At 46.4% G+C, this 25,745-nt stretch carries 22 protein-coding genes; 5 read left to right on the forward strand and 17 right to left on the reverse strand.

Annotation, left to right across the window (positions count from 1 at the left end):
* Positions 1 to 157: 157 nt before the first annotated feature.
* Entirely contained in the window at positions 158 to 1,654 is a 1,497-nt protein-coding gene (gene xylB, locus MKZ16_RS28425) for a xylulokinase (RefSeq protein ID WP_038573349.1), read from the reverse strand.
* A 250-nt stretch (positions 1,655 to 1,904) separates the two neighbouring features.
* Positions 1,905 to 3,221: a xylose isomerase gene (xylA, locus tag MKZ16_RS28430; RefSeq protein ID WP_036680248.1), complete on the reverse strand. Its 1,317-nt coding sequence runs from the start codon at positions 3,219 to 3,221 to the stop codon at positions 1,905 to 1,907.
* A gap of 268 nt (positions 3,222 to 3,489) precedes the next feature.
* On the opposite strand from xylA, the gene MKZ16_RS28435 reads away from it, so the two are divergent.
* Both MKZ16_RS28435 and MKZ16_RS28440 read left to right on the forward strand, forming a co-directional pair.
* Entirely contained in the window at positions 3,490 to 4,650 is a 1,161-nt protein-coding gene (locus tag MKZ16_RS28435) for an ROK family transcriptional regulator (RefSeq protein ID WP_036680250.1), read from the forward strand.
* 193 nt (positions 4,651 to 4,843) lie between these two features.
* Complete coding sequence (locus MKZ16_RS28440) at positions 4,844 to 5,044, forward strand: hypothetical protein (RefSeq protein WP_036680251.1); 201 nt, start codon at positions 4,844 to 4,846, stop codon at positions 5,042 to 5,044.
* A 134-nt stretch (positions 5,045 to 5,178) separates the two neighbouring features.
* On the opposite strand, the gene MKZ16_RS28445 is transcribed toward MKZ16_RS28440, so the two are convergent.
* From MKZ16_RS28445 to deoC, 7 genes are all read right to left on the reverse strand, one after another.
* Positions 5,179 to 5,415, reverse strand: coding sequence for a glutaredoxin family protein (locus MKZ16_RS28445; RefSeq protein WP_036680252.1), 237 nt, complete (start codon positions 5,413 to 5,415; stop codon positions 5,179 to 5,181).
* 68 nt (positions 5,416 to 5,483) lie between these two features.
* Entirely contained in the window at positions 5,484 to 6,425 is a 942-nt protein-coding gene (gene trxB, locus MKZ16_RS28450; protein WP_036680254.1) for a thioredoxin-disulfide reductase, read from the reverse strand.
* Between the two features lie 183 nt (positions 6,426 to 6,608).
* Positions 6,609 to 8,573 carry a heavy metal translocating P-type ATPase gene (locus MKZ16_RS28455; RefSeq protein ID WP_076104185.1) on the reverse strand — a complete coding sequence of 655 codons (1,965 nt, stop codon included), beginning with the start codon at positions 8,571 to 8,573 and terminating at the stop codon, positions 6,609 to 6,611.
* Positions 8,574 to 8,897: 324 nt separating this feature from the next.
* On the reverse strand, positions 8,898 to 10,037 hold the full coding sequence (aroB, locus tag MKZ16_RS28460) for a 3-dehydroquinate synthase (protein ID WP_038573352.1): 1,140 nt from the start codon (positions 10,035 to 10,037) through the stop codon (positions 8,898 to 8,900).
* 746 nt (positions 10,038 to 10,783) lie between these two features.
* The gene (locus tag MKZ16_RS28465) at positions 10,784 to 11,854 is read right to left on the reverse strand and encodes a hypothetical protein (protein ID WP_038573354.1); all 1,071 of its coding nucleotides are present in this window, start codon (positions 11,852 to 11,854) and stop codon (positions 10,784 to 10,786) included.
* A gap of 206 nt (positions 11,855 to 12,060) precedes the next feature.
* Positions 12,061 to 13,353 carry a homocysteine synthase gene (locus tag MKZ16_RS28470; RefSeq protein WP_038573355.1) on the reverse strand — a complete coding sequence of 431 codons (1,293 nt, stop codon included), beginning with the start codon at positions 13,351 to 13,353 and terminating at the stop codon, positions 12,061 to 12,063.
* Positions 13,354 to 13,664: 311 nt separating this feature from the next.
* Positions 13,665 to 14,342 (reverse strand): deoxyribose-phosphate aldolase, encoded by a 678-nt coding sequence (deoC, locus tag MKZ16_RS28475; RefSeq protein ID WP_036680262.1) that lies wholly within the window; start codon positions 14,340 to 14,342, stop codon positions 13,665 to 13,667.
* A 297-nt stretch (positions 14,343 to 14,639) separates the two neighbouring features.
* On the opposite strand from deoC, the gene MKZ16_RS28480 reads away from it, so the two are divergent.
* Together MKZ16_RS28480 and MKZ16_RS28485 are read left to right on the forward strand one after the other, a co-directional pair.
* Positions 14,640 to 14,981, forward strand: a complete 342-nt coding sequence (locus tag MKZ16_RS28480) for a hypothetical protein (RefSeq protein ID WP_076099934.1) — start codon at positions 14,640 to 14,642, stop codon at positions 14,979 to 14,981.
* 10 nt (positions 14,982 to 14,991) lie between these two features.
* Positions 14,992 to 15,984 (forward strand): ketoacyl-ACP synthase III, encoded by a 993-nt coding sequence (locus tag MKZ16_RS28485; RefSeq protein ID WP_076104184.1) that lies wholly within the window; start codon positions 14,992 to 14,994, stop codon positions 15,982 to 15,984.
* 185 nt (positions 15,985 to 16,169) lie between these two features.
* Here the strand turns inward: MKZ16_RS28485 and MKZ16_RS28490 are convergent, their stop codons facing one another.
* From MKZ16_RS28490 to MKZ16_RS28515, 6 genes are all read right to left on the reverse strand, one after another.
* Positions 16,170 to 17,003 carry a prohibitin family protein gene (locus tag MKZ16_RS28490; RefSeq protein ID WP_036680268.1) on the reverse strand — a complete coding sequence of 278 codons (834 nt, stop codon included), beginning with the start codon at positions 17,001 to 17,003 and terminating at the stop codon, positions 16,170 to 16,172.
* Between the two features lie 105 nt (positions 17,004 to 17,108).
* Positions 17,109 to 17,882 carry a hypothetical protein gene (locus tag MKZ16_RS28495; protein WP_076099935.1) on the reverse strand — a complete coding sequence of 258 codons (774 nt, stop codon included), beginning with the start codon at positions 17,880 to 17,882 and terminating at the stop codon, positions 17,109 to 17,111.
* 193 nt (positions 17,883 to 18,075) lie between these two features.
* The gene (locus tag MKZ16_RS28500; protein WP_038573362.1) at positions 18,076 to 19,074 is read right to left on the reverse strand and encodes an LLM class flavin-dependent oxidoreductase; all 999 of its coding nucleotides are present in this window, start codon (positions 19,072 to 19,074) and stop codon (positions 18,076 to 18,078) included.
* A 21-nt stretch (positions 19,075 to 19,095) separates the two neighbouring features.
* Positions 19,096 to 19,578, reverse strand: a complete 483-nt coding sequence (locus MKZ16_RS28505) for an Rrf2 family transcriptional regulator (RefSeq protein ID WP_038573363.1) — start codon at positions 19,576 to 19,578, stop codon at positions 19,096 to 19,098.
* 218 nt (positions 19,579 to 19,796) lie between these two features.
* The gene (locus MKZ16_RS28510; protein WP_256715447.1) at positions 19,797 to 21,176 is read right to left on the reverse strand and encodes a SulP family inorganic anion transporter; all 1,380 of its coding nucleotides are present in this window, start codon (positions 21,174 to 21,176) and stop codon (positions 19,797 to 19,799) included.
* A gap of 261 nt (positions 21,177 to 21,437) precedes the next feature.
* The gene (locus MKZ16_RS28515; protein ID WP_076099939.1) at positions 21,438 to 22,514 is read right to left on the reverse strand and encodes a bifunctional 3-deoxy-7-phosphoheptulonate synthase/chorismate mutase; all 1,077 of its coding nucleotides are present in this window, start codon (positions 22,512 to 22,514) and stop codon (positions 21,438 to 21,440) included.
* Between the two features lie 623 nt (positions 22,515 to 23,137).
* Here MKZ16_RS28515 and MKZ16_RS28520 point away from each other — a divergent pair.
* Positions 23,138 to 23,683: a glutathione peroxidase gene (locus MKZ16_RS28520; RefSeq protein ID WP_038573366.1), complete on the forward strand. Its 546-nt coding sequence runs from the start codon at positions 23,138 to 23,140 to the stop codon at positions 23,681 to 23,683.
* A 66-nt stretch (positions 23,684 to 23,749) separates the two neighbouring features.
* On the opposite strand, the gene MKZ16_RS28525 is transcribed toward MKZ16_RS28520, so the two are convergent.
* Entirely contained in the window at positions 23,750 to 24,091 is a 342-nt protein-coding gene (locus MKZ16_RS28525) for a 4Fe-4S binding protein (protein ID WP_076099941.1), read from the reverse strand.
* The gene (locus MKZ16_RS28530) at positions 24,088 to 25,698 is read right to left on the reverse strand and encodes an FAD-binding protein (protein ID WP_076099943.1); all 1,611 of its coding nucleotides are present in this window, start codon (positions 25,696 to 25,698) and stop codon (positions 24,088 to 24,090) included. Before MKZ16_RS28530 ends, MKZ16_RS28525 begins: the two co-directional genes overlap by 4 nt.
* Positions 25,699 to 25,745: the final 47 nt, after the last annotated feature.

Genomic DNA, 25,745 nt, shown 5'->3' on the forward strand with positions numbered 1-25,745 from the left:
CTTGGAGATATTCCATACTTTACAGAAGAAAAATGAAAACGGCAACATTTTTGAATATTGCCGTTCATCACCTCTATAAAGAAGATGGTCTTTAAAAAGGCCTTCCGCCAGATGCGAAAGACCTTTTTTTATATCAGACAGATAGATAAATGGCGCTTTATTGGCGATATGCAGCCAGCTTGTTATTCAATTCGCGGGTCTGGCCGTAAACTTCCTGATAGAGGTTGAATAAACCATCATAGATTGCCGTTTGTTTCGGATCTGGTTTATATACATCAGCAGGACGGATAAACGCTTCTGCACATTCCGCAAGGGATGTGAACCATCCACTTCCATAAGCCGCCAGCATAGCTGCTCCCATTGCCGGACCCTGCTCACTTTCGAGCTTCACGATAGATGCATTGAAAATATCAGCCTGCATTTGCAGCCAAGCCTCATTTTTAGCTCCACCACCAATTGCAATGATCTCTGTAATCTCTTTGCCTGACTCACGTACAATCTCAATGGATTCACGCAGTGAGAAGGTAATGCCTTCTAATACTGCACGTGTAAAATGCGTCAACGTATGCCCTGAATCCATACCAATAAAGCTTCCGCGAATATTCGCATCTGGATGTGGTGTACGTTCTCCTACAATATAAGGAGTGAATAACAGGCCGCCGCTGCCAGCTGGAATAGAGGAAACTCCGCTTAACAGCTCATCAAAGCTTTTGTCTGCCGCAAAGGTTTCTTTAAACCACGTAAGGCTATGACCAGCAGCTAGTGTAACCCCCATAATATAGTAGGCATCTTTTTCACCATGGTTAAAGAAATGGACTTTGCCTTCGAGATTCAAATCTTTATTGCTCTCATAAGAAAGAACTACACCAGATGTACCAATACTGCACATGGTCCGGCCTTCTCCCAATACACCCGCTCCAAGCGCGCCACAAGCATTATCTGCACCACCAGCAAATACCTTCGTTGAAGATAAAAGACCTGATGCTTCAGCAATGTCCGGCAATAAGGTTCCAGTCTGTTCAAAGGATTCTACCAATCTAGGACAAAGAGAAAGCGGAAGTTCAAAAGCCTCTGCGATTTCTGCGCTCCATTCTTTAGAGCCTACATCCAATAGCAACGTTCCGGCAGCATCGGAGTAATCCATTGCATAATCACCCGTCAACCGATAACGCACATAATCTTTTGGCAGCAGGAACTGATGCGCCTGTGATAATACTTCTGGTTCATTCTCTTGAACCCACAGAATCTTAGGCAGTGTAAAACCTTCCAATGCTTTGTTTCTAGCGATATCGATCAACTTCGCTCCAAGCGTCTTCTCAATCTTACGGCATTGTGCAGTAGTACGGGTATCATTCCAAAGAATAGCTGGACGCAGCACTTGCCCTTCTTTATCTACCAGTACCAATCCGTGCATTTGTCCGGAGAAACTTAGACCGTCTACTTGTGACGGGTCTATGCCTGATACTTCAATCAGACGGCGCAGGCTGACCAGCGTACCTTTTACCCAATCCTCAGGATTTTGCTCACTCCAGTTCGGTTGGGGTCTGCTTAGCGGGTAGGACTCGGAATGCTCAAAAGCCACCTTCCCCTGCGGGTCCACTAGAACAGTCTTCACTGCACTAGTCCCCAAATCAACACCTATAACGTATTTCATTTTTGACCTCCTAAAAGTTTTATGGAGCTTAGCTTCTTGATTCTCTTCGCAATAAAACTCGCTTCGTAAGCATCTGCTTAGTTTTATGAGCGTTTACTACGTTGAGTTACTTCGAATAAAACTTACTTCGTAAGCATCCGCTTAGTTTTGGCTACAAAAAGGGGGCTGCCGAAGAATGCTCTCTTCAGCAACCCCCGTTGCATTTGTTCAAACTAGACTCAAAGCTTAAGCTTCAAGCTCCCTGTAAAAACTACTCAGCCAAGATGTATTGGTTAAGGGTAGCTCTCAGGTATTCTTGACGTCCGGATTGGTTAGGACGTGGGTTCTCATTGTTCAAAGCATATTCAGCCAAAGAAGCCAATGTTGCTTTACCTGAAACGATGTCTGCACCAACGCCTTCAGTGAAGCTGCTGTAGCGTTTGTCAACGAAGTCTTCGAATACGCGATCTTCGATCAATTTAGCAGCAACTTTTAAGCCTTTTGCGTAAGTATCCATACCAGCAATGTGTGCCAAGAACAGATCTTCTGGCTCGAAGGAAGGACGACGTACTTTAGCATCGAAGTTAATTCCGCCTTTGCCAAGACCGTCATTCTTCAATACTTCATAAAGAGTAAGTGTTGCATCGTAGATGTTAACTGGGAATTCATCAGTATCCCAACCAAGCAGTGTATCCCCTTGGTTAGCGTCAAGTGATCCAAGCATGCCATTAATACGAGCTACACGAAGTTCATGTTCAAAAGTATGACCTGCAAGCGTAGCGTGGTTAGCTTCAAGGTTCAGCTTGAAGTGCTTGTCGAGCTTGTATTTTTGCAAGAACGAAATTGTTGTTGCTGCATCGAAATCATATTGATGTTTAGTAGGCTCTTTTGGTTTAGGTTCGATCAGGAATTGACCATCAAAACCAATTTCCTTAGCGTAATCTACAGCCATGCTGAACAGACGTGCAATGTTATCTTGTTCAAGACCCATATCTGTATTCAGCAATTCTTCGTAACCTTCACGGCCGCCCCAGAATACATAGTTGCTTGCGCCCAGACGTTTACCAACTTCCAGACCTTTCTTCACTTGTGCTGCTGCATGTGCGAAAACATCAGCGTTAGGTGTAGAACCTGCACCGTGCATATAACGTGGGTTAGTGAACATATTAGCTGTATTCCACAGCAATTTCTTGCCGGAAGTCTTCATGCCTTGTTCAAGGATATCAACGATAGTGTCGATGTTGCTGTAGAACTCACGCAAAGATGCGCCTTCTGGTGCGATATCTACATCATGGAAGCAGAAGTAAGGCAGATCCATCTTGTCCATAAATTCGAATGCTGCTTCAGCGCGAGCTTTAGCTTTATCAAGACCACTCAATTTGTCCCAGCTGCGAATTGCAGTTTCAGCGCCAAACGGATCAGAACCGCCAGCAGTTAATGTATGCCAATAAGCCATTGCAAATTTCAGATGTTCCTCCATAGTTTTGCCGGCTACGACTTCTTTAGGATTGTAGAATTTAAATGCATAAGGGTTGGTGGAACGGCTTCCCTCGTAAGAGATTTTGTTCACTGTCTCAAAATAAGCCATTGTGTAATCCTCCTCATATTGTGCTACGCTAGCAAGCGTTTACAGCATCATCTTAACACATCTTTTTGACTTTGTATATTGGTTAAACAAAGTTTTTTTATAAAATTTCCGCCTCTTTAAGTCTCCCTTGCCTATCCGTTTAATATTCAAAAAATCCAACAAACATAGATTTCCTCTTTTCTGCCGATGTATTGCAATTTCCAGCACATCACTCTAGACTAAGTGGCATACAACAAAAGGGAACTATGCTAAAAAGGATGTGTGATTCGTGAAGGTTACCGGAGATCAGGCGCTGGTCAAAAAAATCAATAAATCGATCGTACTACATACTATTCGAAGGAACTCTCCGCTCTCGCGCGCCAAGGTTTCAGAGATGACCGGACTGAATAAAGCTACCGTATCCAATCTGGTGGCAGAGCTATGCGCTCAAGAATTAGTGACTGAAGTTGGACCAGGTCAATCCAGTGGCGGCCGTAAACCGCTAATGCTGCATTTTAATAGCATGGCTGGCAGCGTAATCGGCATAGAGCTGCGAGTGAAGCAGCTGACAGCCGTCTTATGTGATTTAAGTGGTGGCATTCTTTTCGAAAGCGATTTCTCTCTGGATAATCATGCGCTGCCTTATGTACTGGAACGGATGAAAAAAATAATCTCAGACTTGATTGATAAAGCACCTGAATCCCCATACGGTATCGTCGGCATCGGAGTAGGTGTCCCCGGGATGGTGGATGAGAACGGGGTTGTTCTTTTTGCTCCCAACCTTGGCTGGGAAATGGTCGACCTGCGGGGTATTTTGGAGGGGGAATTCGCGGTTCCAGTTACTATTGATAACGAAGCTAACGCAGGTGCACAAGGTGAACTGAACTTTGGGGCGGCAAAAGATGTTAGACATCTGCTCTACATCAGTGCGGGTTCAGGGATCGGATCCGGTATTATTATTGGCGGCGAGCTGTACAAAGGTGCACGAGGATATGCCGGCGAGACCGGACATATGACGATTGAAGCAAAAGGCAAGCCGTGCAGTTGTGGGAGTCGTGGCTGTTGGGAGCTATATGCCTCGGAGAAAACCTATGACCATTCCGAGTTCTCCCTCCCTGCTCATACTACACAAGAACTGGTCCGTTATGCAGCCGCTGGACAAGAAGACGCCTTGCGCCACTTCTCATCTATGGGTGAATATCTCGGCATCGGAGTAACGAATCTAATCAATAGCTTTAATCCAGAGCTGATTGTCATCGGTGGAGCTTTATCCGAAGCAGAAGCCTGGTTAGGGGAGCCTCTTCGCGGGGTTGTCGCGGAGCGTACGCTTCCTTATCATAAGCAGCAGCTCGAGATTACCTTCTCTAAGCTGGGCAGCCGGGGCACGATGATAGGCGCGGGGTTCTCTGCGGTTATGCATTTTCTAGGCGATATTCGGGTCACCGTTTAATGTAGTCTAATGGACAACGATTTTGCGGGACAGTTTCACGAGTGAAATTCATAAGCGGATAGAATTGACGTAAAATTGCCGCATTTAGGTGGATCAAAAGTGCAGTAAAAGCAACTTAAATCCTATATAATAAAGGATAAGTTAGTGTGACATTTATCACTACAACCCCTTTTTTGAAATGGAGAGCGAGTCCATGACCTATGTTGATACGTCTGATATCTCGGCACAGATGTTCATCACTGTGTTGCTTTTTCTGCTCATTATTGCCCCTTTGATCAGTCTCGGTGTGCTCCGTTTTTTTCAAGCCAAAAAGAAATCAGGATTCATTCTGATCGGCAGCGGTGTTGCTGTATACGTCCTATTTCAGATCATTACCTCTTTCACTCAAGCTTAAATTGAACTTTGCGATTTACATCATAAAAAATAGCCTGCGCATATAAGCGTCAGGCTATTTTTGTATACCTAGACCACAAAAAGGTCACCTCCAAAATGGAAGCGACCTTTTGAATTTCTTCGCAGAAATCTTATTTAATTAACAGTCGCCAATGCTTTGTCGAACTGAGTTTTGTTCATCCCCACGATTTTGTACTCACCAATTACAGTTACAGGAACAGCTCTCATTCCCATATCCCAAACCTGCTGTGCGTAATCATCATTCTGCTCGATGTTACGTTCTTCATAGGCTACGCCTTTTTCGCTCAAAAAGCTCTTCACCTGACGGCAATGTGGACAATTTGTTGAAGTATATACAATTACATTTTCCATCATTAGACCTCCTATGGAAGATTACAGTTATGTTATTTATTGTAGCACTGGGAGTTTTCTATACCAAATTACAGAATGACCGCGCTATGTTCCAGACTTTCAATGTATTTCTCAGCATCCATAGCTGCCATACATCCACTGCCTGCTGCCGTAATCGCTTGTCTATAACGGGTATCCTGCACATCACCACAAGCGAATACGCCTGGGATATTAGTTTCAGAAGTACCGGGATTAGTCATGATATAACCTTCAGCATTAGTTGTGATTTGTCCACCCAAGAATGCAGTGTTAGGATGGTGGCCAATTGCCACAAACACTCCGCTTGCTTCAATGATTTCTTCTTGTCCTGTCTCATTGTTCAGCACTTTTAGTCCACTCACGCCTTTATCTCCAGAAGTTACTTCCAGAGGAGTACGATTCAGGCTCCAAGCTACTTTAACATTATCGCGAACGCGATCCTGCATGATCTTGGAAGCACGTAGTTCTTCACGACGGTGTACCAAAGTTACTTTGGAGGCAAAACGAGTCAAGAAACCCGCTTCCTCAAGCGCAGAATCACCACCGCCAACAACCACGATCTCTTTATTACGGAAGAAGAATCCATCACAGGTAGCACAGGTGCTCACACCGCGTCCCACATTATCCTGTTCGCCTGGGATACCGAGGTATTTTGCCGTAGCGCCAGTGGAAATGATCAAGGTATCCGTCGTAAGAACACCCAACCCTTCAACATTAAGCTTAAAAGGACGTTCTCCAAGTTCTACACTGTTCACCCAACCCGTACGGAATTCCGCACCAAAACGTTCAGCTTGTTTACGCATATTATCCATTAAGTCTGGACCCATAATCCCATCAGGAAATCCCGGGAAATTCTCCACTTCTGTAGTGGTGGTCAATTGTCCGCCAGGTTGGGGTCCTTCGATTACTAGTGGGTTCAAATTGGCACGAGCCAAGTAGATAGCAGCAGTCAACCCCGCCGGTCCGGTTCCAACAATTATTGATTTATACATATCTATATCCTCCTTGAATTAGACGGCAGTGACGTCGCTTCTTATTTAAAATAATTATAATGTAGTCTTAATTATGCTAACTGAAAGCAAAAATGTCAATAAGCCAGACTCCCTCAGGAAAAAATCATTTGTGAACAATTTAATTTTTGGCAATAAATAATGCGCAATAACATCACTGACCTCTTACCGCAACAATCGCAGCCCATTAAGAATAACTAATATCGTACTGCCTTCATGACCGATCACGCCAAAAGGAAGGGCGATGCCCTGCACAAAGTTACTGATCATCAGAACCGCGATTACTGTTACAGCAAAAATCATATTTTGCTTCACAATACGCTGTGAACGCCGTGCCAATGAAATGGTCGAGGCGATCTCTTCAATATTATCATTCATAAGCACTACATCGGCTATCTCAAGCGCTGCACCACTGCCTTTCATGCCCATACCCATGCCAACAGTCGCTGTAGCCAGAGCAGGCGCATCATTCACACCGTCACCCACCATCACAACATTACCGTGCTTTTCACGAAGCGCCTTAATATGCTTTACTTTATCCTCTGGTAAAAGGTCGGCAAATACTAAATCTACTCCGGTTGAAGCCGCAATAACTTTTGCTGTAGCTTCCCGGTCACCCGTAAGCATAGCCACTTTAATCCCCAGCTCCTGCAGCTTCCGCACTGCAGCTTCTGCTTGTGGGCGAACTGTATCCTGCAATGCAATCATACCTGCAATATGCTCACCGTCCAAAATAATGGAGACAGTCTTCCCCTCTTCCGCCAACTGCTGCCGTTTAGTTCTCCAGAATGCTAGCTCAGAATCCATCGCAGACGAAGTCAGCTCATCCAGTAAATTGGACTTACCAATTTTCCAGAGATGCCCGTCAACTTGACCTTCAATTCCCCAGCCAGTGATGGTTTTACTTTCCTGCACACCTCGCAGCTCCAGATATTCTTCCTCAGCTTTACGCACAATGGCTTCCGCCAATGGATGGCGGGACATATGCTCAATGGATGCGCTAATCGCCAGTAATTCTTCCCGGTTGTAGCCTTCAGCTGCAATAAAGTCTGTCACCTGCGGAGTTCCCTCTGTAAGGGTCCCTGTCTTATCAAAAGCTACAACAGAGGTCCGGGCCATATTTTCGAGGTGGACCCCGCCTTTAAATAAAATCCCTTTTCGCGCACTTTTGGAAATAGCCGACAGCATCGCAGGCATAATCGATGAGACCAACGCACAAGGCGAGGCTACTACAAGAAAAACCATCGCTTTATAAAAGGTTGCGCTCCAGCTCCAGTCCAGCAAAAAGGGTGGAAGGAAAATAAGAGCCACAGTCGAGGCGACAACTACCCGTGCATAGATGGCTTCCAGTCTTTTAATGAATCGCTGTGAATTTGGAACATCCGTCTCTGCTTCTTCTACCATCTTAATGATCTTGGAAAAAAGTGTGTTCTCTGCTGATTTCGTTACTTCAATATAAAGAGGACCTTCTCCATTGACCGTACCTGCGAATACTTCGCTGCCGGCACATTTTTCAACAGGCACTGACTCTCCTGTAATGGAAGCCTGATCTACTGCCGATTCTCCTCTGTACACCTTACCATCTGCAGGAATAAGATCCCCTGGACGTACAAGCAACAGATCTCCGATTACTAACTGATCAATAGCTACCTCGTTCATGCTTCCTTTTTCAATCCGCATGGCTGTGGCTGGTTTTAAGGCCATAAGTGAGGAAATATCCTTCTTACTCCGTTCCATCGTATAGCTCTCAAGTGCTCCACTAAGCGCAAAAATAAAGATGAGCATAGCACCTTCATTCCAGTACCCAATGGTAGCTGCGCCTAGTGCAGCCGCAATCATCAGCAGGTTCACATCGAGATCACGTTCTTTGACGAGCGTCTCAACGCCTTCTTTGGCTTTGTTCCAGCCACCAATGGTATACGAAATAACATAAAGTACTATAGAGAAAACTTCTGACCAGCTACCCATAGCCCAAGCAAAAAGCATAAGCACTCCGCTGCCAAGCGCAGCCTGCATCTCGGAGTTGCTGAGCATGGCTCTCACATCGAACCGGCGTTTTGGAGCGCCTGGTTTCTTCATGCTGCCGGAGATTGAGGTTTGCTGGGGTAAATGTTTTGATGTTGCTTGCATAATAATCACCATCCTGAAAGTTTTGTGTAGGATTACTTCATTGACTTCTCTTCGCAACAAAACTTGCTTCGGGAGCACACGCTTTGTTTTGTCTAAATGATAATGAGAGCCATTCTTAAGACCCCTAAAATGACACATGCTGCCCCGGCTTAGCCGGGACAGCATGAATGATAACTATGAGTAGTGAGAATGATAATCATTGTTGCAACAGTACAACTATATTTCCTTAGTGCAACTTATATTTTAATAATACCACCTTGAACGAAAAAGTAAACCCTACCTTCTGGGCTATTCGTCATAAATTTAAAATAACGTTTTCCTATCTTAACTGCGTATTTTATTTAAAAGCTCGGATAGGACTTGCTCTTCGACTGGCGTCGAATAAGCTCCACCTTCAAAAGACTTCATCACTCCAATTCCAGCTTGGAACACAAACCGTATACGCCCTTTGCGAACCTTTTTATCCGTATACATCTTATCGATCAGCATTCTATTTGTAATGGTTGCTGGTATTTCAGTCGGAAGTCCCGCCTTCTTCAACAAAGCAATCATACGCTGAGTTTCGTCAGCCGTTACATACCCCAACTGCTCTGCCAGCTGCACCTGAACCGCGAGTCCAATCGCAATAGCTTCACCATGTAATAATTCATAACCACTTAAAGCCTCTAACGCTCGGCCAGCAGTATGCCCCAAATTTAGAATTTGGCGCAGGTTGCTCTCCAGTTCGTCCTTTTCCACCACGCTGTACTTGATCTCACAATTATGAAAAGCAATCCGTTCGCAAACCTCTCGATCTAATACAAGTTCGCCTTCTAAGGAGACAACTCGCTCCATATTCTGTTCAAGAAACTCAAAAAAGTCAGCATCCGCGATGCAGGCATGTTTGATTGTTTCAGCCAAACCACTGCGAAGCTCACGTACCGGAAGCGTTCTCCAAGTGGCTAGGTCGATGTAGACCTTTTTAGGCTGATGAAAAACACCAATTAGATTGGTTGCAACCGGTGTATTCACGCCCGTTTTACCACCAATAGAAGCATCCGCTGCTGCTAAAAGGGTAGTTGCATAGTTCAAACTTGGCACTCCCCGACCAAATGTTCCAGCCAAAAAACCTGCCAAATCCGTTACCGCCCCGCCTCCAATGGCAAGGATACAGCAATCTCGTCCATAAGAACGGCTTAATAGCCGATCCTCCAGCTCTGCCTTCGTTTCTCGGGTTTTGGACTTCTCTCCAGCAGGGAAAGAAAAAAGCTCCGCTTGAAAATCATTCTGAAGCAGTTGTTCCAGCAAGGCTTGCCCATACAGGGCTTCAACTTTGGAATCTGTAATAATCGCGAATTTGCTTACATTCTCGACAATTCCACGTTTTAAATCCTCAATCAGAGCGCCAAAAAGACCTTCCCCAATCTCAATATCGTAAGAATGATCTACGACCTTTTGCAAGCCAACTCTAAAATTCGTGGACATCTACAGCACTCCTATTCAGTAAGATGCTAATAAAATTCGAGCCTCCACTGTCAATATCCTGTTTATGTAAAATGTAAGAAGATGCTGGAAACAAATGTGAATGTTCCAAAACTAATGTTGCGCTGCAGCTACTGGTGATAGTACAGAGTTTGCGTGCAGTTAGTTTGAGTAGCTATATAGGACTCAGCTGACCCTAATCGCTGGTTTTAAACACATTTGGTATTCTAACGGACCCCATTGCAGCTATTGACTTGAAAAGCACCAAATATGTACCTCTTCCTAACGAATAGCGTCTCCGGTGTCCGAAACCATGCTTAAAAAGCTGAAATCAGGCAAATAGCGTCATCTGGGTCCTTAAGCATCGGGGGTTGAGGGGGGCGGAGGTTAGTGCCTAGTTTGAGTGCTGATTAGTTTAAGTGCGGAGGTTGAGCGCAGGGTATTAGTACGGTGGTTGGGCACAGGGTGGGAGTTCAGGAGGTTGAGGCGGAGTTTAAATGCAAAGCATGAGTGAAGATTAGTTTAAGTACGGTGGTTGGGCACAGGGTGGGAGTACGGAGGTTGGGTACAGTATTGAGCATGGAGGTTGAGTATAGTGATTGAGTAATGGGTTATATATACGCTGTTGAAGCAGGCAGCTAACGACCAAAAAAACAAAGCAACGATTCTCCGATAACCGGATAATCGCTGCTCTGAAGTCTTTTTACGATTCTTATATGAACTGCACCGTATCGTTCATCAGAAAAAGCTTACTGCCTTCCACCGGCGGCAGTATCCAGCGTTTCTCGCTGCCTGGCGATCCAGATCAGGCAGGCCGCTCTCAGCAGCGCTTCGGTCCGCTGACCGGCGCTGCAAAAGATCCCGCTGAGCCCGATCTGATACAGATCGGCCAAAGCCGACGCTGCCGGTGTCCCCGCGGCGAGCACCACCGCCGCCGGCTTCACGCTCGTCACGGCGGCAAAGATCTTCCCCGCCGCCAGGGCGAAGTCCTCCGCGGCGGTCTCTTCCGGCGCGTGTTCGCCCGCCGCGCCGTCCAGCACTAGGAAATCGGCGATACGCGCGATTTCCGCAGCGGCGGCAGGCTCCACATCGGGCGCGATCAGCACCCCGATGCGGCATGCCGCCGCATAAGCGTGGCCGAGTGTCTGATCGGCCACGTCTTCGATGAATTCGCGCTTCGCGGCGAATTCGGCTGCGCTTGCGGTGTAGGCGACCAGCAGGTCAAGGCGGCAATCGCCGCCTTGCCGCTGGCTCTCCGCCACCGCAGCGAACAGCGCTTCGAGCTGCGCGTCCTGAAGCGCGGCAAGCTTGGCGGGCTGCGCCACCGCAAGCGACTCTGGATGCAGCAGGGTGACCGCTGCCCATTCGCCATCCGGCGATTCGAGCAGTTCGGCAGCAGCTGCGCGCAGACGATAAGAGATTCGCTGCAGAATCCGGGCTGCTTGCAGTTCATCCTCGCTAGATAACCAGTTCTCATAAAGACAGAACAGCTCTGGTTCCAGCAGCCATTCCTCACTCCGTATCAAACAAGGGCCCGCTTGAGCAGTCCTTGTTCCTTCCCGTCCAGCAAGACGTTCTTCTCTTCCTTCACGCAGCACTAGGAATGTCGATGGTTCCCCCGGCCGCTTATAATAAGACCGCTTCAAAGGCTCAATGACATCCCTCTGCTCTACTCCAGCGATAAATTCTGCGGCAGCCGAGGCTACGGACCCAGCTTGGCTCATTTCCATTCCCACAGTCCGATCACCAGCCTTATACATGAACTTGAACGGGCGCTCTTCACTACTCCGCAAACCATCCTGCTGACGTTCACCCTTCATCCTCGCACCCACCCTTTATCTTTGGATTGCTGCCGGTATGCCAAGCTATATAACATAAGCGACCGACATTTCATTACCTCACTTATAAATACGGGAGCCACACCTGAAATATGCAAGCGTTGCCAAATCCGATGAATATTCCAACTTTTTTAGGCAACAAAAAAAGCATCACCGCAGAGCGGTAATGCTTTTCGAAATATAAACTTCTATTGTTGACTGGCTGCAATAGCTTGCTCCAGATCATAGATAATATCATCAATGGATTCCGTCCCGATCGACAAACGCAGCAATTCCGGCGTTACTCCGGCTGTGATTTGCTCTTCATCCGACAGTTGTGCATGTGTTGTGCTTGCTGGGTGGATGATCAATGACTTGGAATCCCCAACATTCGCTAAATGAGAGAACAGCTTCACATTCTCAATCAATTTACGTCCCGCAGCACTTCCACCTTTAATACCAAAAGTAAGGATCGCACCTTGGCCTTTAGGCAAATACTTTTGCGCTAATTCATGAGATGGATGCGTAGGAAGTCCCGAATAACTTACCCATTCCACATCGGAGTGTGCCTCCAAATATTGTGCTACCTTCAGCGCATTCTGGCTATGACGTTCCATCCGCAAATGAAGAGTCTCCAGACCTTGCAGCAGCATCCAAGAGTTGAACGGAGAAATCGCCGCCCCTAAATCGCGAAGCAATTGAACGCGGGCTTTAATAATATAAGCAACCGGGCCCACCGCTTCCGTATAAACCACTCCATGATAGCTTGGATCTGGCTCCGTAAGACCTGGGAATTTACCGCTTGCCTTCCAATCAAATTTACCACCGTCAACAATAATCCCACCAATGGATGTACCATGTCCACCGATGAATTTGGTTGCTGAATGGACAACAATGTCCGCGCCATGCTCAATCGGACGCAATAAATATGGACTTGGGAACGTATTGTCTACGATGAGAGGAATCCCATGTTCATGGGCAATCGCTGCAACTGCCGCAATATCCAGAACATTTCCCTGTGGGTTGCCGATTGTTTCTGCATACAAAGCTTTGGTCTTATCTGTAATCGCAGCACGGAAGTTCTCAGGATTATCCGAATCTACGAAATGAACCTTAATACCAAGCTTAGGCAGTGTTGTCGAGAAAAGATTATAAGTTCCGCCATACAGGCTTGCAGCAGATACAATTTCATCCCCAGCGCCCGCAATATTTAGAATGGAAAAGGAAATAGCCGCTGCCCCGGAAGCTGTAGCAAGCGCACCTGCCCCACCTTCAAGTGCCGCCACACGCTGTTCAAATACATCCGTAGTTGGGTTCATCAGCCGAGTATAAATATTGCCGAATTCTTTAAGCGCGAACAGATCGGCTGCATGATCAGCATCACGGAACCCGTAGGAAGTGGTCTGATAAAGCGGTACAGCACGTGAGAAAGTAGTTGGATCAATTTCCTGGCCTGCATGGACAGCCAAAGTTTCAAACGACAGCTTGCGATCTTCTGACATAGGTATTTCCTCCCCTATAATTAAGTATAGAAATGATTAACAATTTTGAATTGTACTCATTCTCTCACAAACCACATCATTTGAAAAGAAAAAAATCTCATTATTCCGGTGTGAATTATTGTACTTTGGTCAAATGCTTCTGCTAGTGTCCTCTACCTACTGGATAACGCTTTCAATATAAATTAATAAAAACCTCAACCTTATGTATAAAACACAATTCCTAATCAAACTGATCGGTTAATAGCTTGAATCAGGACAGCGGCGATTGAGCTTGTCCTCCTCACTCGCCGCTTCCGATTCAGCCCCTCGGCTTAGTAATTGCTTTGGCTTGTTTCGCCTTTAGCAATCGCTACACCACCACTAGTTCCAATACGGCTTGCACCTGCTTGTACCATTACATGTGCATCTTCTGCACTACGTACACCACCGGAAGCTTTTACACCAATATTAGGTCCAACTGTAGCACGCATAAGCGCGATATCTTCTTTCGTTGCCCCGCCTGTAGAGAATCCAGTGGATGTTTTTACGTAATCTGCTCCAGCCTCAACAGATAGCTTGCAGGCACGAACTTTTTCTTCTTCCGTTAACAGACAAGCCTCAATGATGACTTTTGTCAGTGCTTTGCCACGAGCTGCATCTACAACGGCTGCAATATCACGTTTAACCAGCTCATCGTTGCCATCTTTTAATGCTCCGATATTGATGACCATGTCCACCTCGCCAGCACCTTTAGCGATAGCATCGGTAGTCTCGAATGCTTTGCTCTCTGTTGTCGATGATCCCAGCGGGAAGCCGATAACTGTACATACTTTAACCTCAGGCGTATCTTTCAGCACTTCATGGGCAGTAGCTACCCAAGCTGGGTTTACGCAGACAGAAGCAAACTTATAAGTTTTAGCTTCCTCCGCCAATTTAATAATGTCTTCTTTCCGTGCATCTGCTTTAAGCAGTGTATGATCAATAATCCCCGATAGTGTAATTTCGCTCATTTTTATTATTCCTCCATGATTTGGATAGTAGTTTTTTTCATCTCTGTAATCATACCAATAGAACTCTGCTTTGCAAAGCAAACAGGGTGAGCATGCCTACCTCAAACCTTAATTTGTGCAGATTTTATGGATTTTAAGTAGTTTATCATTCCCTAAATTATCTTTTTAAAAAAATAAAGGTTTAATCCCCTAAACTTTCCCAATTAAAAATACGATAATAGTCTTAGATAAATAGGTTTTTTTATCCTATTCATCAAAATTTTTCTTAGATAATACTTAGGAGGAGATTAATCAAAAATGGGAAACTTCAATTTCGCCACAAATGCTGCAGATCAAAAACTGAATGTACAAGTCGAAGGAACTATGTCGCCAGAAGATGCAGGACGTTTCATTAATGAATACAACCAAATCATAAGTGCATTCGACCCGAAACAATATGAGATCATCCTAGATTGCAAGACATTGAATGTATCCTCAAAGGACACACTTCCCATGCTTGAGCAATGCTACATACTGTATAAACAATCCGGATTTAAAAAAGTAACCTTTATTATTGCCAAAAGCCCTGTCCTAAAAATGCAGCTAAGCCGAGTGGCACGGGCTACGAAATTAGAAAATTACGAAATTATTGAAGCATAGGAGGCGCCACTTGGGACATATAACGATTCGCCAAGCTGCTTATTACCACCCAGAGCATATCGTAGATAACGAATATTATCTGAAGCATTTTCAGAGTATGGGCAAGGACATCAAACGATTCCTAGAAGTCATGGGTCGCGACCGGAGATACATCGTAAAAGAACAGGGTGAAAATGCCCTGACGATGGGATTAAAGGCTGCCCAAAAAGTGCTTAGCGAAGCGAATTTGCAAGGTGAGGATATGGACATGATCATGTTCGCTTCACAGACGCCAGAGTACACCTATCCTACCAATGCACTTCTACTACACTGTATGCTTCAAGGTAAACACCGGACCATTACGCAGGATTCCAATGCTAACTGCGCAGGAATGGTATCTGCCGTGGAGCAGACAAGTCGTTATATGCAAGCCAATCCCAGCATCAGGTACGCACTCGTCGTAGGAAGCGACTACAGTTCAGTGAACTGCAATACAGATGATGAAATTACTTACCCTAACTTTGGGGACGCCGCAGCAGCAGTGATTCTGGAGCGCAGCAACGAGCATGCAGGCTTCATAGATTCCCTTTATTACACCGATTCTGAGGGCTCCGAGAATATTATGTTCCCGGCCTGCGGCCTGTCGAATATTTATCAAGAGGGTATGACCCCAGAGCAGATTCGGATACGGTGGACCCCTTTTGACGGTACAGTGTGTGTAGACGCAGCTATAGCGGATATGAAAGAGCTTCTCTCACGCAACGGCCTGACTACGGACGATATCTCTGCATTCTGTCTTTCACAATTCTCACTGAAAAATATCGAGCTCATCCAAATCGGACTCGGACTAACCGCAGAGAAGTTCATTTATGTAGGCGACGAGTTCGGCTATACAGCCACAAGCAGTCCTTTTATCGCCTTTCAACGCGGAGTCGAGGACGGACGAATCAAACGTGGCGATTATGTCTTCTTTTGGTCAGTTGGCGCTGGCTGGCAAATTCCTACGATGCTTTATCAATATTAATAGTATAAAAAGCCCTACTTCTATAGAAGTAGGGCTTTCCTATCAGAGGAGCAGTTGTTGATAAACTAGGGAGTGTCCGTATAGCCAATCCCGGAATTACATAAGGTAAATGGGAGGCATCTTGGCGTTCGAGCCGCTATTGGCATAAAGCAAATTGTGAAATAAATCAGAAACCCAATAATGAATTATTTAGTCAGGGATTGAACATCCACAAAAGGTGTGGCTCCCCCTGTTACAGATGGCAGCACGCCGTTCCATTTTTCCAGCGCTTTCTCCTGAACCTCAATTTGCTTCAGCTGCACCAGCTCAGGTGTAACCTCTTGCTTCTTAAGTCTTAAAGATTCAGCCTCTGCTTGCGCCTGGGCGATTTTTTGCTTCGCTTCAATTTCAATCCGCCGGAGATCATTTTCGGCCTTCAATGCCTGCTGCTGGGCGACCTGCTTTGCTTCAATCGACTGGTTAAATGCCTCCGAGAATTTAAAGTTAACGATGTTAATATCGTTGACGATCAGGTCATATTTTGCCAGCCTAGCGGTTAAGTGCTCACTAATCTCACTCGACACTACATCACGACGCGTAATCAAATCCTCTGCTGGATATTTGGCTGTCACTTCTTTAACGATTTCTTGAATGGCCGGATTGATAATTACACTATCAAAATTACCTCCGATATTGTTCATCAGATTAAAGGCGGAAGCCTTATTTACGGAATAGTTCACCGCCACATGTGTGGACACGGGCTGAAGATCCTTTGAAGAGGCTGAAGTATCGGTCTCCGCCTTCGTTACCTGTGTATTGACCTGAATCACCGTTTGGATAAACGGAATTTTAAAATGAATGCCGGGTGACAATGTATTGTCATTTAATTTACCAAAGGTTTTGTACAAACCTACATGCCCATATTCCACTGATACGAAAGAATTCGCGCCAATCAACAATACAATGAGCACCGCTGCAATCCCGCTGACTATTTTTCCCGGGCGCAGCTGTTTCAATTTCGGATTCATTTGCATATTCATCCAATACCCCTCCTAGATTATGGATAATCATTCAAGCTTAACCGTCTATACGGAGGTTTGGGGTAAATGGTCGCAGGAAATATTTCAACAGCAGTGGTCATGGCGTTACCGCTCTGAGATCAGTCCTTCTACGGTCAACCGAAATCTTCTGCTCTGCTTGTCCCCGATATTAGAAGCTTCATATATTCCTTCATCCGTTAGCACCACGGAGTCTGCCTTTAAAGCATCATTAACGTATGTTACCTCAGCGTGATCAATATTCCAGCGATAAATATAGGCACTCATCGGACTTCCATGTGCGGCTACCCCTTCAAAAGATCCATCCTGATCAACATCCAGTTCTTTGGAATGTCCGGTATCTATTTGCAGCAAACCCGAGGGGTTACCGCTCTCGTCGATTAAATAATAGTTACTGAGCGAGTTATTTGCTCCTAGTCCTCCGGTGATTTTCAGCACCTTTTCGCTAAACAACCGCACTACTTCTACCTTGATATCCTCCGGTTGACGATAATTATAAGTTCCTATCGCCCCTAGACTGTATTGTCCTTTGGAAGTAGAAGTTCTGGCATACACATAGTCTTCGTCACTAGCCATCGTATACACACTCACTTTGACTCCTCCGAAATCATCCAGCTTCTTCTCTGCAATCAAAGTAGCGCCTGTGGGTGGAGCACTTAGTTGAGAGACTATGGGCATTGTATCCACCAGCCTCCACTCCAGCTTAATGAGGTTAGCAGCGGTGTCTGTTGGCTTCGGTCTTGAGGTGTGGTAGTAGTCACCCGATTGAAGGGGGGATGGGTCCACCTGATGTTGGCAACCTGCAAGCAGATTCATTAGAAGCAAGGCTGTCAGCGTAATGGATTTATGTAAAGGAAACATCTCTTGATCACTTCCTAGCCTCTTTTTATAATTTAATCTTTCATTAATCATAGATGAAGTTAGGCATTCAAATGTTACTTTTAGGAGGCGGTAGGGTTAATTTATTGTCTTTTGAGGGTATGCATCGATCAAAAAGCTAAATTGGCATACAAAAAACCCGCATGAAATGCGGGTTAAGGTTAGCTATCAAGAATCAAGAGCCTAGCAGTTCACGCGCCAGTAGTCGGTAAACCTCTAGCCGTTTCTCCTGCGAATGTGGGATGCTGCATATCATTGCTTCTTGGAATCCATATTGTGCTTGTTCTTCTTGCAAACGTACGGCGATGTCTTTAACCGCACCAACCAAATGAATCTTGCGCCCTTCCTTGATTGACATCCGGTCAATTTCCGATAACGAAATGTTCTGAGCTTCTTCTGGTGTCAGCACCTGAGTAATCCGGCCCTTACTCATCATCAACCGAAAAATATCCTGCGGTAACGCTTCATACTCAGCTTCTTCCTTCGTTTCTGCTGTGGTCACCATATAGGATACACTGATCTCTGGTTTGTCCATAAAGATAGAAGGCTGGTAGTTATTCCGGTAATGGTCCAAGATCTCATTACTCATCGCACCATTAAAAAATTGTGCGAAGGAGTATCCGACTCCCATTTGTGCAGCTTTTCGCGCACTATTGCCGCTCGAGCCTAACAACCATACTTCAGGGAGCGCCACCTTCGTTGGAGCAGCGAGATTTTTGGCATATAGCTCATCTTCCGGAATCTGATCACTAAGCAGTTGCATGGTAATGCCAAGCTTGTCATACATATTATGCAGCATTAACTCACGGCCTTCAGATAAAGCGTACATGGCGCTTGTATCGCCACCAGGAGCTCGTCCCACACCGAAATCAATTCTCCCCGGGGAAAAAGCACTTAACGTTTTAAATACTTCCGCCAGCTTAAGAGGAGAATAATGCATCATCATTACACCGCCGGTGCCGATTCGAATACGGTTGGTCTTGGCGGCTAAACGGGCAGCCGTTACTTCCGGAGCTGAGCTAGCAAAAGTATTTCCGCCATGGTGCTCTGCCATCCACATTCTGCTATATCCCAGCTCATCTGCTAAAATAGCCAGTTCTTCTGCTTTATTCAGGGCACCTTCCGCTGTGTTACCGCTTGTCACGGGTGCCTGATCCAATACGCTTAATCTCATGCGAATACATCCCTTCTTTGGTTAGATGACCATTTTATTGCTGACCCATTCCTCTAAGACTGCAATCTTATCTTTAAAGCGTTCAGCACGCATTTCCTCCGACAACGAAGCAATAGTCTCTCGCTTTAATACAGCTTTCCAAGAGGATTCAGCTTCTTCCATCAGATTCGATAACAGGCAGCAGCTGTCTTCTTTTTCTAAATCCAACATGTCTACCAGAATCCCATTCGATGAATACAACGACTGCTGGCCTTCCACCGCGAGGTAAACGTCATATACACGAATATCTTCAGGGCTTTTCTTTAATTTAAAACCGCCTTTAATGCCAGGAACAGACGTGATGATGTCTGCGGTTACCAGCTTTCTTAACAGTTTCTGAAAATAGGTCGCCGATGCTCCGAGCTGCTGGCTAATCGCTTCCCCAGATAGCACCGCCTTATCCGGCAGCATGTTGAGTAGAACCAGTGCATATACCGACTGTTCTACCCCTGTTTTCATATGCATGTACAGCACCTCGATTTACGTAAATAGCTTGATTCAAACTGTATATAATACCGTCCGCGTATAAAGCGGATAAATATTATCCACTTTATACTTTATATTATTTTAAACCCAAAGTAAAACCTTGCTGGCCTTTTCTTTCAGAAAATATCTGCTATAAAAAAAAGATCACGCACATAGCGCAATCTTTTTTGAGGGTATCCGTTATTTTTTTGTATGTCCTACTGTAATGATAATCCCACCCGCTGAACCAGCTGTGAGCTCTGGTCATTAAGTCCTGTAATGGTGACTTTTTTGCCATGCTCGGCGTATTTGCTCATCGTCTTCGCTATGGCATGGACAGCGGATTGGTCCCACACATGGGAGTGTGAAAAATCGATAATAATATGATCCGGATCGCTTTCGTAGGCGAATTCATGAATGAAGTGGCTTGTCGTGCCGAAGAACAGCTGGCCGGAAACCGCATATGTCTTGGAAGAGGTTGCTTCCTGAACAGTTAGGCGGATCGAAGCTATTTTCCAAGCAAACGTTAAAGCACTTAGCAGAACCCCAAACAAAACCCCAATAGAAAGGTTGTCTGTAACCACCACGGTGACCACCGTCACAATCATAACCAGCGCATCGCTTAGCGGAACACGGGTTAAAGTTTTGAGTGAGCCCCATTCAAAGGTGCTGATACAGACCATTATCATTACGCCGACGAGCGCGCCCATCGGGATCTGCTTCACCACATCGCCAAGTACGATAATTAGGAATAATAAAAAGATTCCTGACACAAACGTGGACAGACGCGTGCGTCCTCCTGACTTCATGTTAACCATCGATTGGCCAATCATCGCACAGCCTGCCATCCCTCCGAAAAAACCAGTGACTACATTTGCAAGCCCCTGTCCCTTCGCCTCTCTGTTCTTATCACTACCTGTGCCCGTAATATCGTCTATTAAGGTGGCAGTCATCAGTGATTCCAATAGCCCAACTACGGCCAGTGAAAGTGAATATGGCAAAATAATAAGCAGAGTATCCAGCGTGAACGGGATTTGCGGGAGATGGAATAGTGGCAAAGTTGCTGTAATATTCCCCATATCGCCTACGGTTCTTACGTCCAGATGAAGAGCGATGCTAAGAACAGAAACGATAACGATCGCTACAAGTGCTGAAGGTACGGCTTTGGTAAACCGAGGAACCATGTAGATAATAAGCAAGGTCAGAGCTACCAGTCCGTACATCACCCAGCCTTGTCCTTTAAAATGGGTAAGCTGTGCCATAAAAATCAGTATCGCCAGCGCGTTGACAAACCCTGTCATGACCGGCTGTGGCAAAAACGTGATAAACCGCCCCAGCTTTAGCATCCCCATCAATATCTGAAACACACCAGCCAGTACAGTTGCCGCGAACAGATACTCTATTCCGTGTTCTAGTACGAGACTTCCGACTAACAGAGCCATAGCTCCCGTAGCCGCCGAGATCATTCCGGGTCTGCCCCCGGCAAGTGCCGTTACAATCGCAATACAAAAAGAGGCATATAAACCAACCATCGGACTTACTCCCGCCAGGATCGAAAAAGCGATCGCTTCAGGAATCAGCGCAACGGCTACGGTCATCCCCGATAAAATATCGGTTCGAGTGTTAGAAAACCACCCATTATTTAAGGTAAGCTGCTTCAAAATCTATTTTCCTCCTGTGACTATTAAAATGTGTGGATCTTTTGTCAGAAAAGACCCGGGGCCGGTGCAACGCTAATGTTGCTTATTGTACTCGACCCACCTTCACCTTCACAAAAAGATTAGTTAGACTTGTAAGCGCTTATACACCTCATTTTCTAGCGAATCCTTAAAATATCATGCAAATTCTATATTTCTAGATTACCGGTACAATCCGGAAGCTTTCACTTCATTAAAGAAGGTGTTGAATTCATCAATGTTCAGCTGCTGAGCGGCATCAGACAATGCGGTTGCAGGATCAGGATGCACTTCCACCATAATGCCGTCAGCTCCAGCTGCGAGTGCGGCTTTCGCACATGGAATAAGGATGTCTTTGCGGCCTGTCGAGTGAGTTACATCAACCAATACTGGCAAATGGCATTCCTGTTTGAGAATTGGCACTGCTGAGATATCAAGCGTGTTGCGGGTCGCTTTTTCATAGGTGCGAATTCCACGTTCAATCAGCATGATCTGTGTATTTCCACGAGACATGATGTATTCCGCTGCATGGATGAATTCATCGAGTGTGGCAGCCAATCCACGTTTCAGCAGCACCGGCTTGTCGACTTCTCCCACCGCTTTTAGCAGCTCGAAATTATGCATATTACGTGCACCAATCTGGATGATATCCACATAATCAAGCGACTCTTCAATATGTCTTGCATCTACAATTTCGCTGATGGTCAGCAGTCCATATTCATTTGCTGCTTCTCGTAATATTCTTAAACCGTCCATTCCCAGCCCTTGGAAATCATAAGGTGAAGTCCGAGGCTTGAAGGCACCGCCACGCATTACACGTACTCCGGCTTTTTGCAGGGCGGCAGCTACGGTGCGAGTCTGCAGTTCACTTTCCACGGAGCAAGGACCGGCTACCATCAGTGAAGAAGCACCGCCAACCGTTACATCTCCCGGCAGAACAATCACTGTATCCTCTTTGTGGCTCTTGCGGGCTACCAGTAAAGTTTTTTTATGATCATCTGTTTGTAAGTCCAGAGAAGCTGAGAAAATTTGTTTGAAGAGGCTACGGATCGTCCCGTTAGTGAAAGGGCCTTTGTTGCTCGCTACGAGCTTATCCAGCATCTGTTTTTCCCGTTCTGGATCAAATTTAGGGACACCTTGTTTTTCTTTAACAACTCCAATCTCCTGAACAATCTTAGCCCGCTCGGAGATCAGCTCCAGCAATTGCCCATTAATTTCATCCAGACGACCTCTAAGAACATCCAATTCCACGTTACTCATTACCCTTCCACTCCCTCTTTTTGTTATAATTTGGAACGCAAAAAGGCCCCCCGTCGCAAGGGACGAGGAGCCGTGGTACCACCCTTATTTAGAATTAACCCGAATACTAGCACAAAGGAATAGAATCTCATGTTCCCCTGACTAAGAATTAATTCTGTCTTTCACCCGGTAACGCGGGGCGCGGGCCTCCCTACTCATACCTGCCACAACCTGTGACAAACTACTTCAGGGGCCGACTCGGAAGTGAACTTCGGCATTAATCGTCTCATGAGGGTGCTCTCAGTCTCCGGCACGCCTTCCCTGTTAAGATCCGCTATAATGCTTACTCTCTTCGTCATAGTCCTTATCTATGTCAGCGCGGCTTTTGCGCTGGTTTCTGCTATCTTAATCAAAAAACGTTCCCGATGCAAGATAATAATGGAACGCAGAGTAGCTTTAACGCAATAAATTTGTTTGACTGATCCATACCCATTATCTATCCTATTCCAACCTGGCAATTACGGTTCCAATTCCTTCAAGCTGTATTGTTTGACAGCGATAATTGAATTGTTTACAATTTAATTATTATAAATATTTCCTGTTCTTTTTCAAAAAGCATAGATAACTGAAGGGATGTAGCAGCCATGAGCATTTATCAATATTCAGCACGCAGTATTCGGGGAAAAGATATCGAGCTAGAGCAATACAAAGGTAAAGTACTACTGATAGTGAACACAGCAAGTAAGTGCGGATTTACCCACCAATATTCAGATCTGCAAAAGCTTTATGAGCGGTACGAGGAACGTGGCCTCCAAATTCTCGGCTTTCCTTCCAATCAATTTGGAGAGCAAGAACCCGGCAGCAATGAAGAGGTTAATGTATTTTGCCAAATTAATTACGGGGTAACCTTCCCACTCTTTGAAAAGGTTGACGTAAAAGGCGAAGCTAAACACCCTCTTTTCACCTACCTAACAGAACAGGCTGGATTTGAAGGGTTCGATATCAACCATTCTTCAGGAAAGCTGCTGCAAAGCATGCTTGAAGACAAAGATCCAGAGGCTCTGAACAATGACGAAATCAAGTGGAACTTCACTAAATTCCTGATTGATCGCGAAGGCAATGTTGTCACTAGATTCGAATCTACGGTGGACCCGCTGGATATTGAACCAGCTATCGAGGCCCTGCTGTAAGTTTCTAATATATGAAAAATCCGCCCAGCTTTCGGGCGGATTTTTTGGGTTTAAGCCTCTGCTTATTCATGTACGGTACTGCTCCGTAAACACTTCAAAATAAGGAGTCGTATCCCTCTCCGCCATCGAGCCATTCGCACCTGGTCCCCAGCCAATTTCAGCACGCCAGCTTCCCAACACACCTGACTGAATCAGCGCCTCCTCATTTACACCGATCAGCTGATCCGCCTGTGGTGCCACGTATAAAGCATCTACAGGACAATAAGCTTCACACATGAAACAGGTCTGGCAATCTTCCTGACGGGCAATGACCGGAATCTTCCCCTGCATTTCGAATACGTTCGTCGGACATACTTTCGTACACAGCTTACAACCAACACAACGCTCCAAGCTGATTAATTCGATCATATCGCTTGCCCCTCCTTCAGCGCATTCAGTTCATGAGCATGGGGCACAGCCTCTGTACTGACGCTTATATGTTGAATGCCGGATAAGATCAGCCGGTGAGTCTGGCGCGGATCAAGCTCCGGATATTCCGCTAGCTTTTGCAGTCCGCGGGTCTCTTTCCGGGCGAGTGCTGCGGTGTACATCCACCTGCCGACCGCGAGCATAGCCGCGGCTTCACGCGATTGCACGATGCCCTGAACGCTGGCAGGAGCCTGCCCGTTCAAATAGGGCATCAAGGCATTCAGCCGCTTCAAGGCTGAAGAAATGCCCGGCTCGCTGCGGAAATAATTGATCTGCAGCGGCAAGATTTCACGCTGGATTGCCGCGATTAGCGGCTTCACCTCCAGCGTTTCCGAGGCATCGGCGCCAGCCGCCAGCCCGTAGCGTCCCGCTGCGGTCAGCTTGCGGCTGTTCGCCTGTCCTCGGCAGGACAGCGCATGCTGCGCGGCTCCCTGTCCAGCCCAGCTTCCGCTGCACATGGCCCAGGAAGCGTTATAAGCCCCGCCGCCGGAGATGGCGCCGGTCACTTTCTCGCGAGATGCGGCATCTCCGGCCGCATAGAGTCCGGGCACGGTCGTCTGGCAATCCGTGCCGCTCAAGCGCAGACCCCCAGTGCCGCGCATCGTGCCCTCATAGCGCAGGGTGAGCGGGAATTTCTGCTTAAACGCATCAATTCCCGCCCGCTCCAGCGGCATAAAGAAAATCGGATGCGCTTTGCGCAGAAAATCCTGTTTCTCCGCGGTGTCTGCCAGATCCAGCGAAGCGTAAACCGGACCCTTCAGCATCAGCTCAGGAATGCTGCCAAAGGTCCGATCCCCTCTATGCAACGGATGACCGTCCGCATCATAAAGGGTGGCCCAAGCCAGCATGCGGCCACGTGTTACGGTTCCGTCCGCAAAGCTTGGCGCATATTGGCGGCTGAATTCCATGCCCGAAAGATCAGCTCCCACCTCTGCGGACATCAACAATCCTTCCCCTGTCAGCACGTTGCAACCAAGGCCTTTGCTGAGAAAAGCACAACCTCCGGTAGCCATCACAACGGCATTTGCCTTCACTTCCCAGGACTCTCCTGTCAGGCGGTTGATCCCACGCGCTCCACCAACACCGTGTTCATCGTGAAGAAGTTCCAGCGCTGGTGACTGATCAAGAATTGTGACCCCTGCTTTGCGCACAACTTTTCGCATAATCCGCATATATTCTGGTCCATGGAGATGGGTACGCAGTGAGTTTCCTTCTTCATCCTTCGGAAACGGATACCCCCACTGCTCCACTTGAGCCAGGTTCTGCTCTACCTGATCCAGCACCCGGTGAATCCAGGCATTCTCCGATAAATATCCGCCGGCCTTAAGTCTGGCCTGCACTGCCTGCTCCCGCAGCTCGGCAATGGGAGGGATAACGAGCAACGTTGTTCCACCCGGTGCAGTTGCGCCACTTGTGCCCAAGTAGCCCTTATCCGCCAGGACTACCTTTGCACCTTGCGAGGCTGCACTCCATGCCGACCACGCCCCAGCAGGACCTCCGCCAAGCACGAGGACATCCACTGTCATTTCCTTCTTAAGCTGCGACATCTTTTTTCCTCCTACACCATTAGCTGAGTTAGTTGAACTTAAAAATC

The organism is Paenibacillus sp. FSL R5-0928 (assembly GCF_037970385.1).
Classification (GTDB): Bacteria; Bacillota; Bacilli; order Paenibacillales; family Paenibacillaceae; genus Paenibacillus_AQ; species Paenibacillus_AQ odorifer.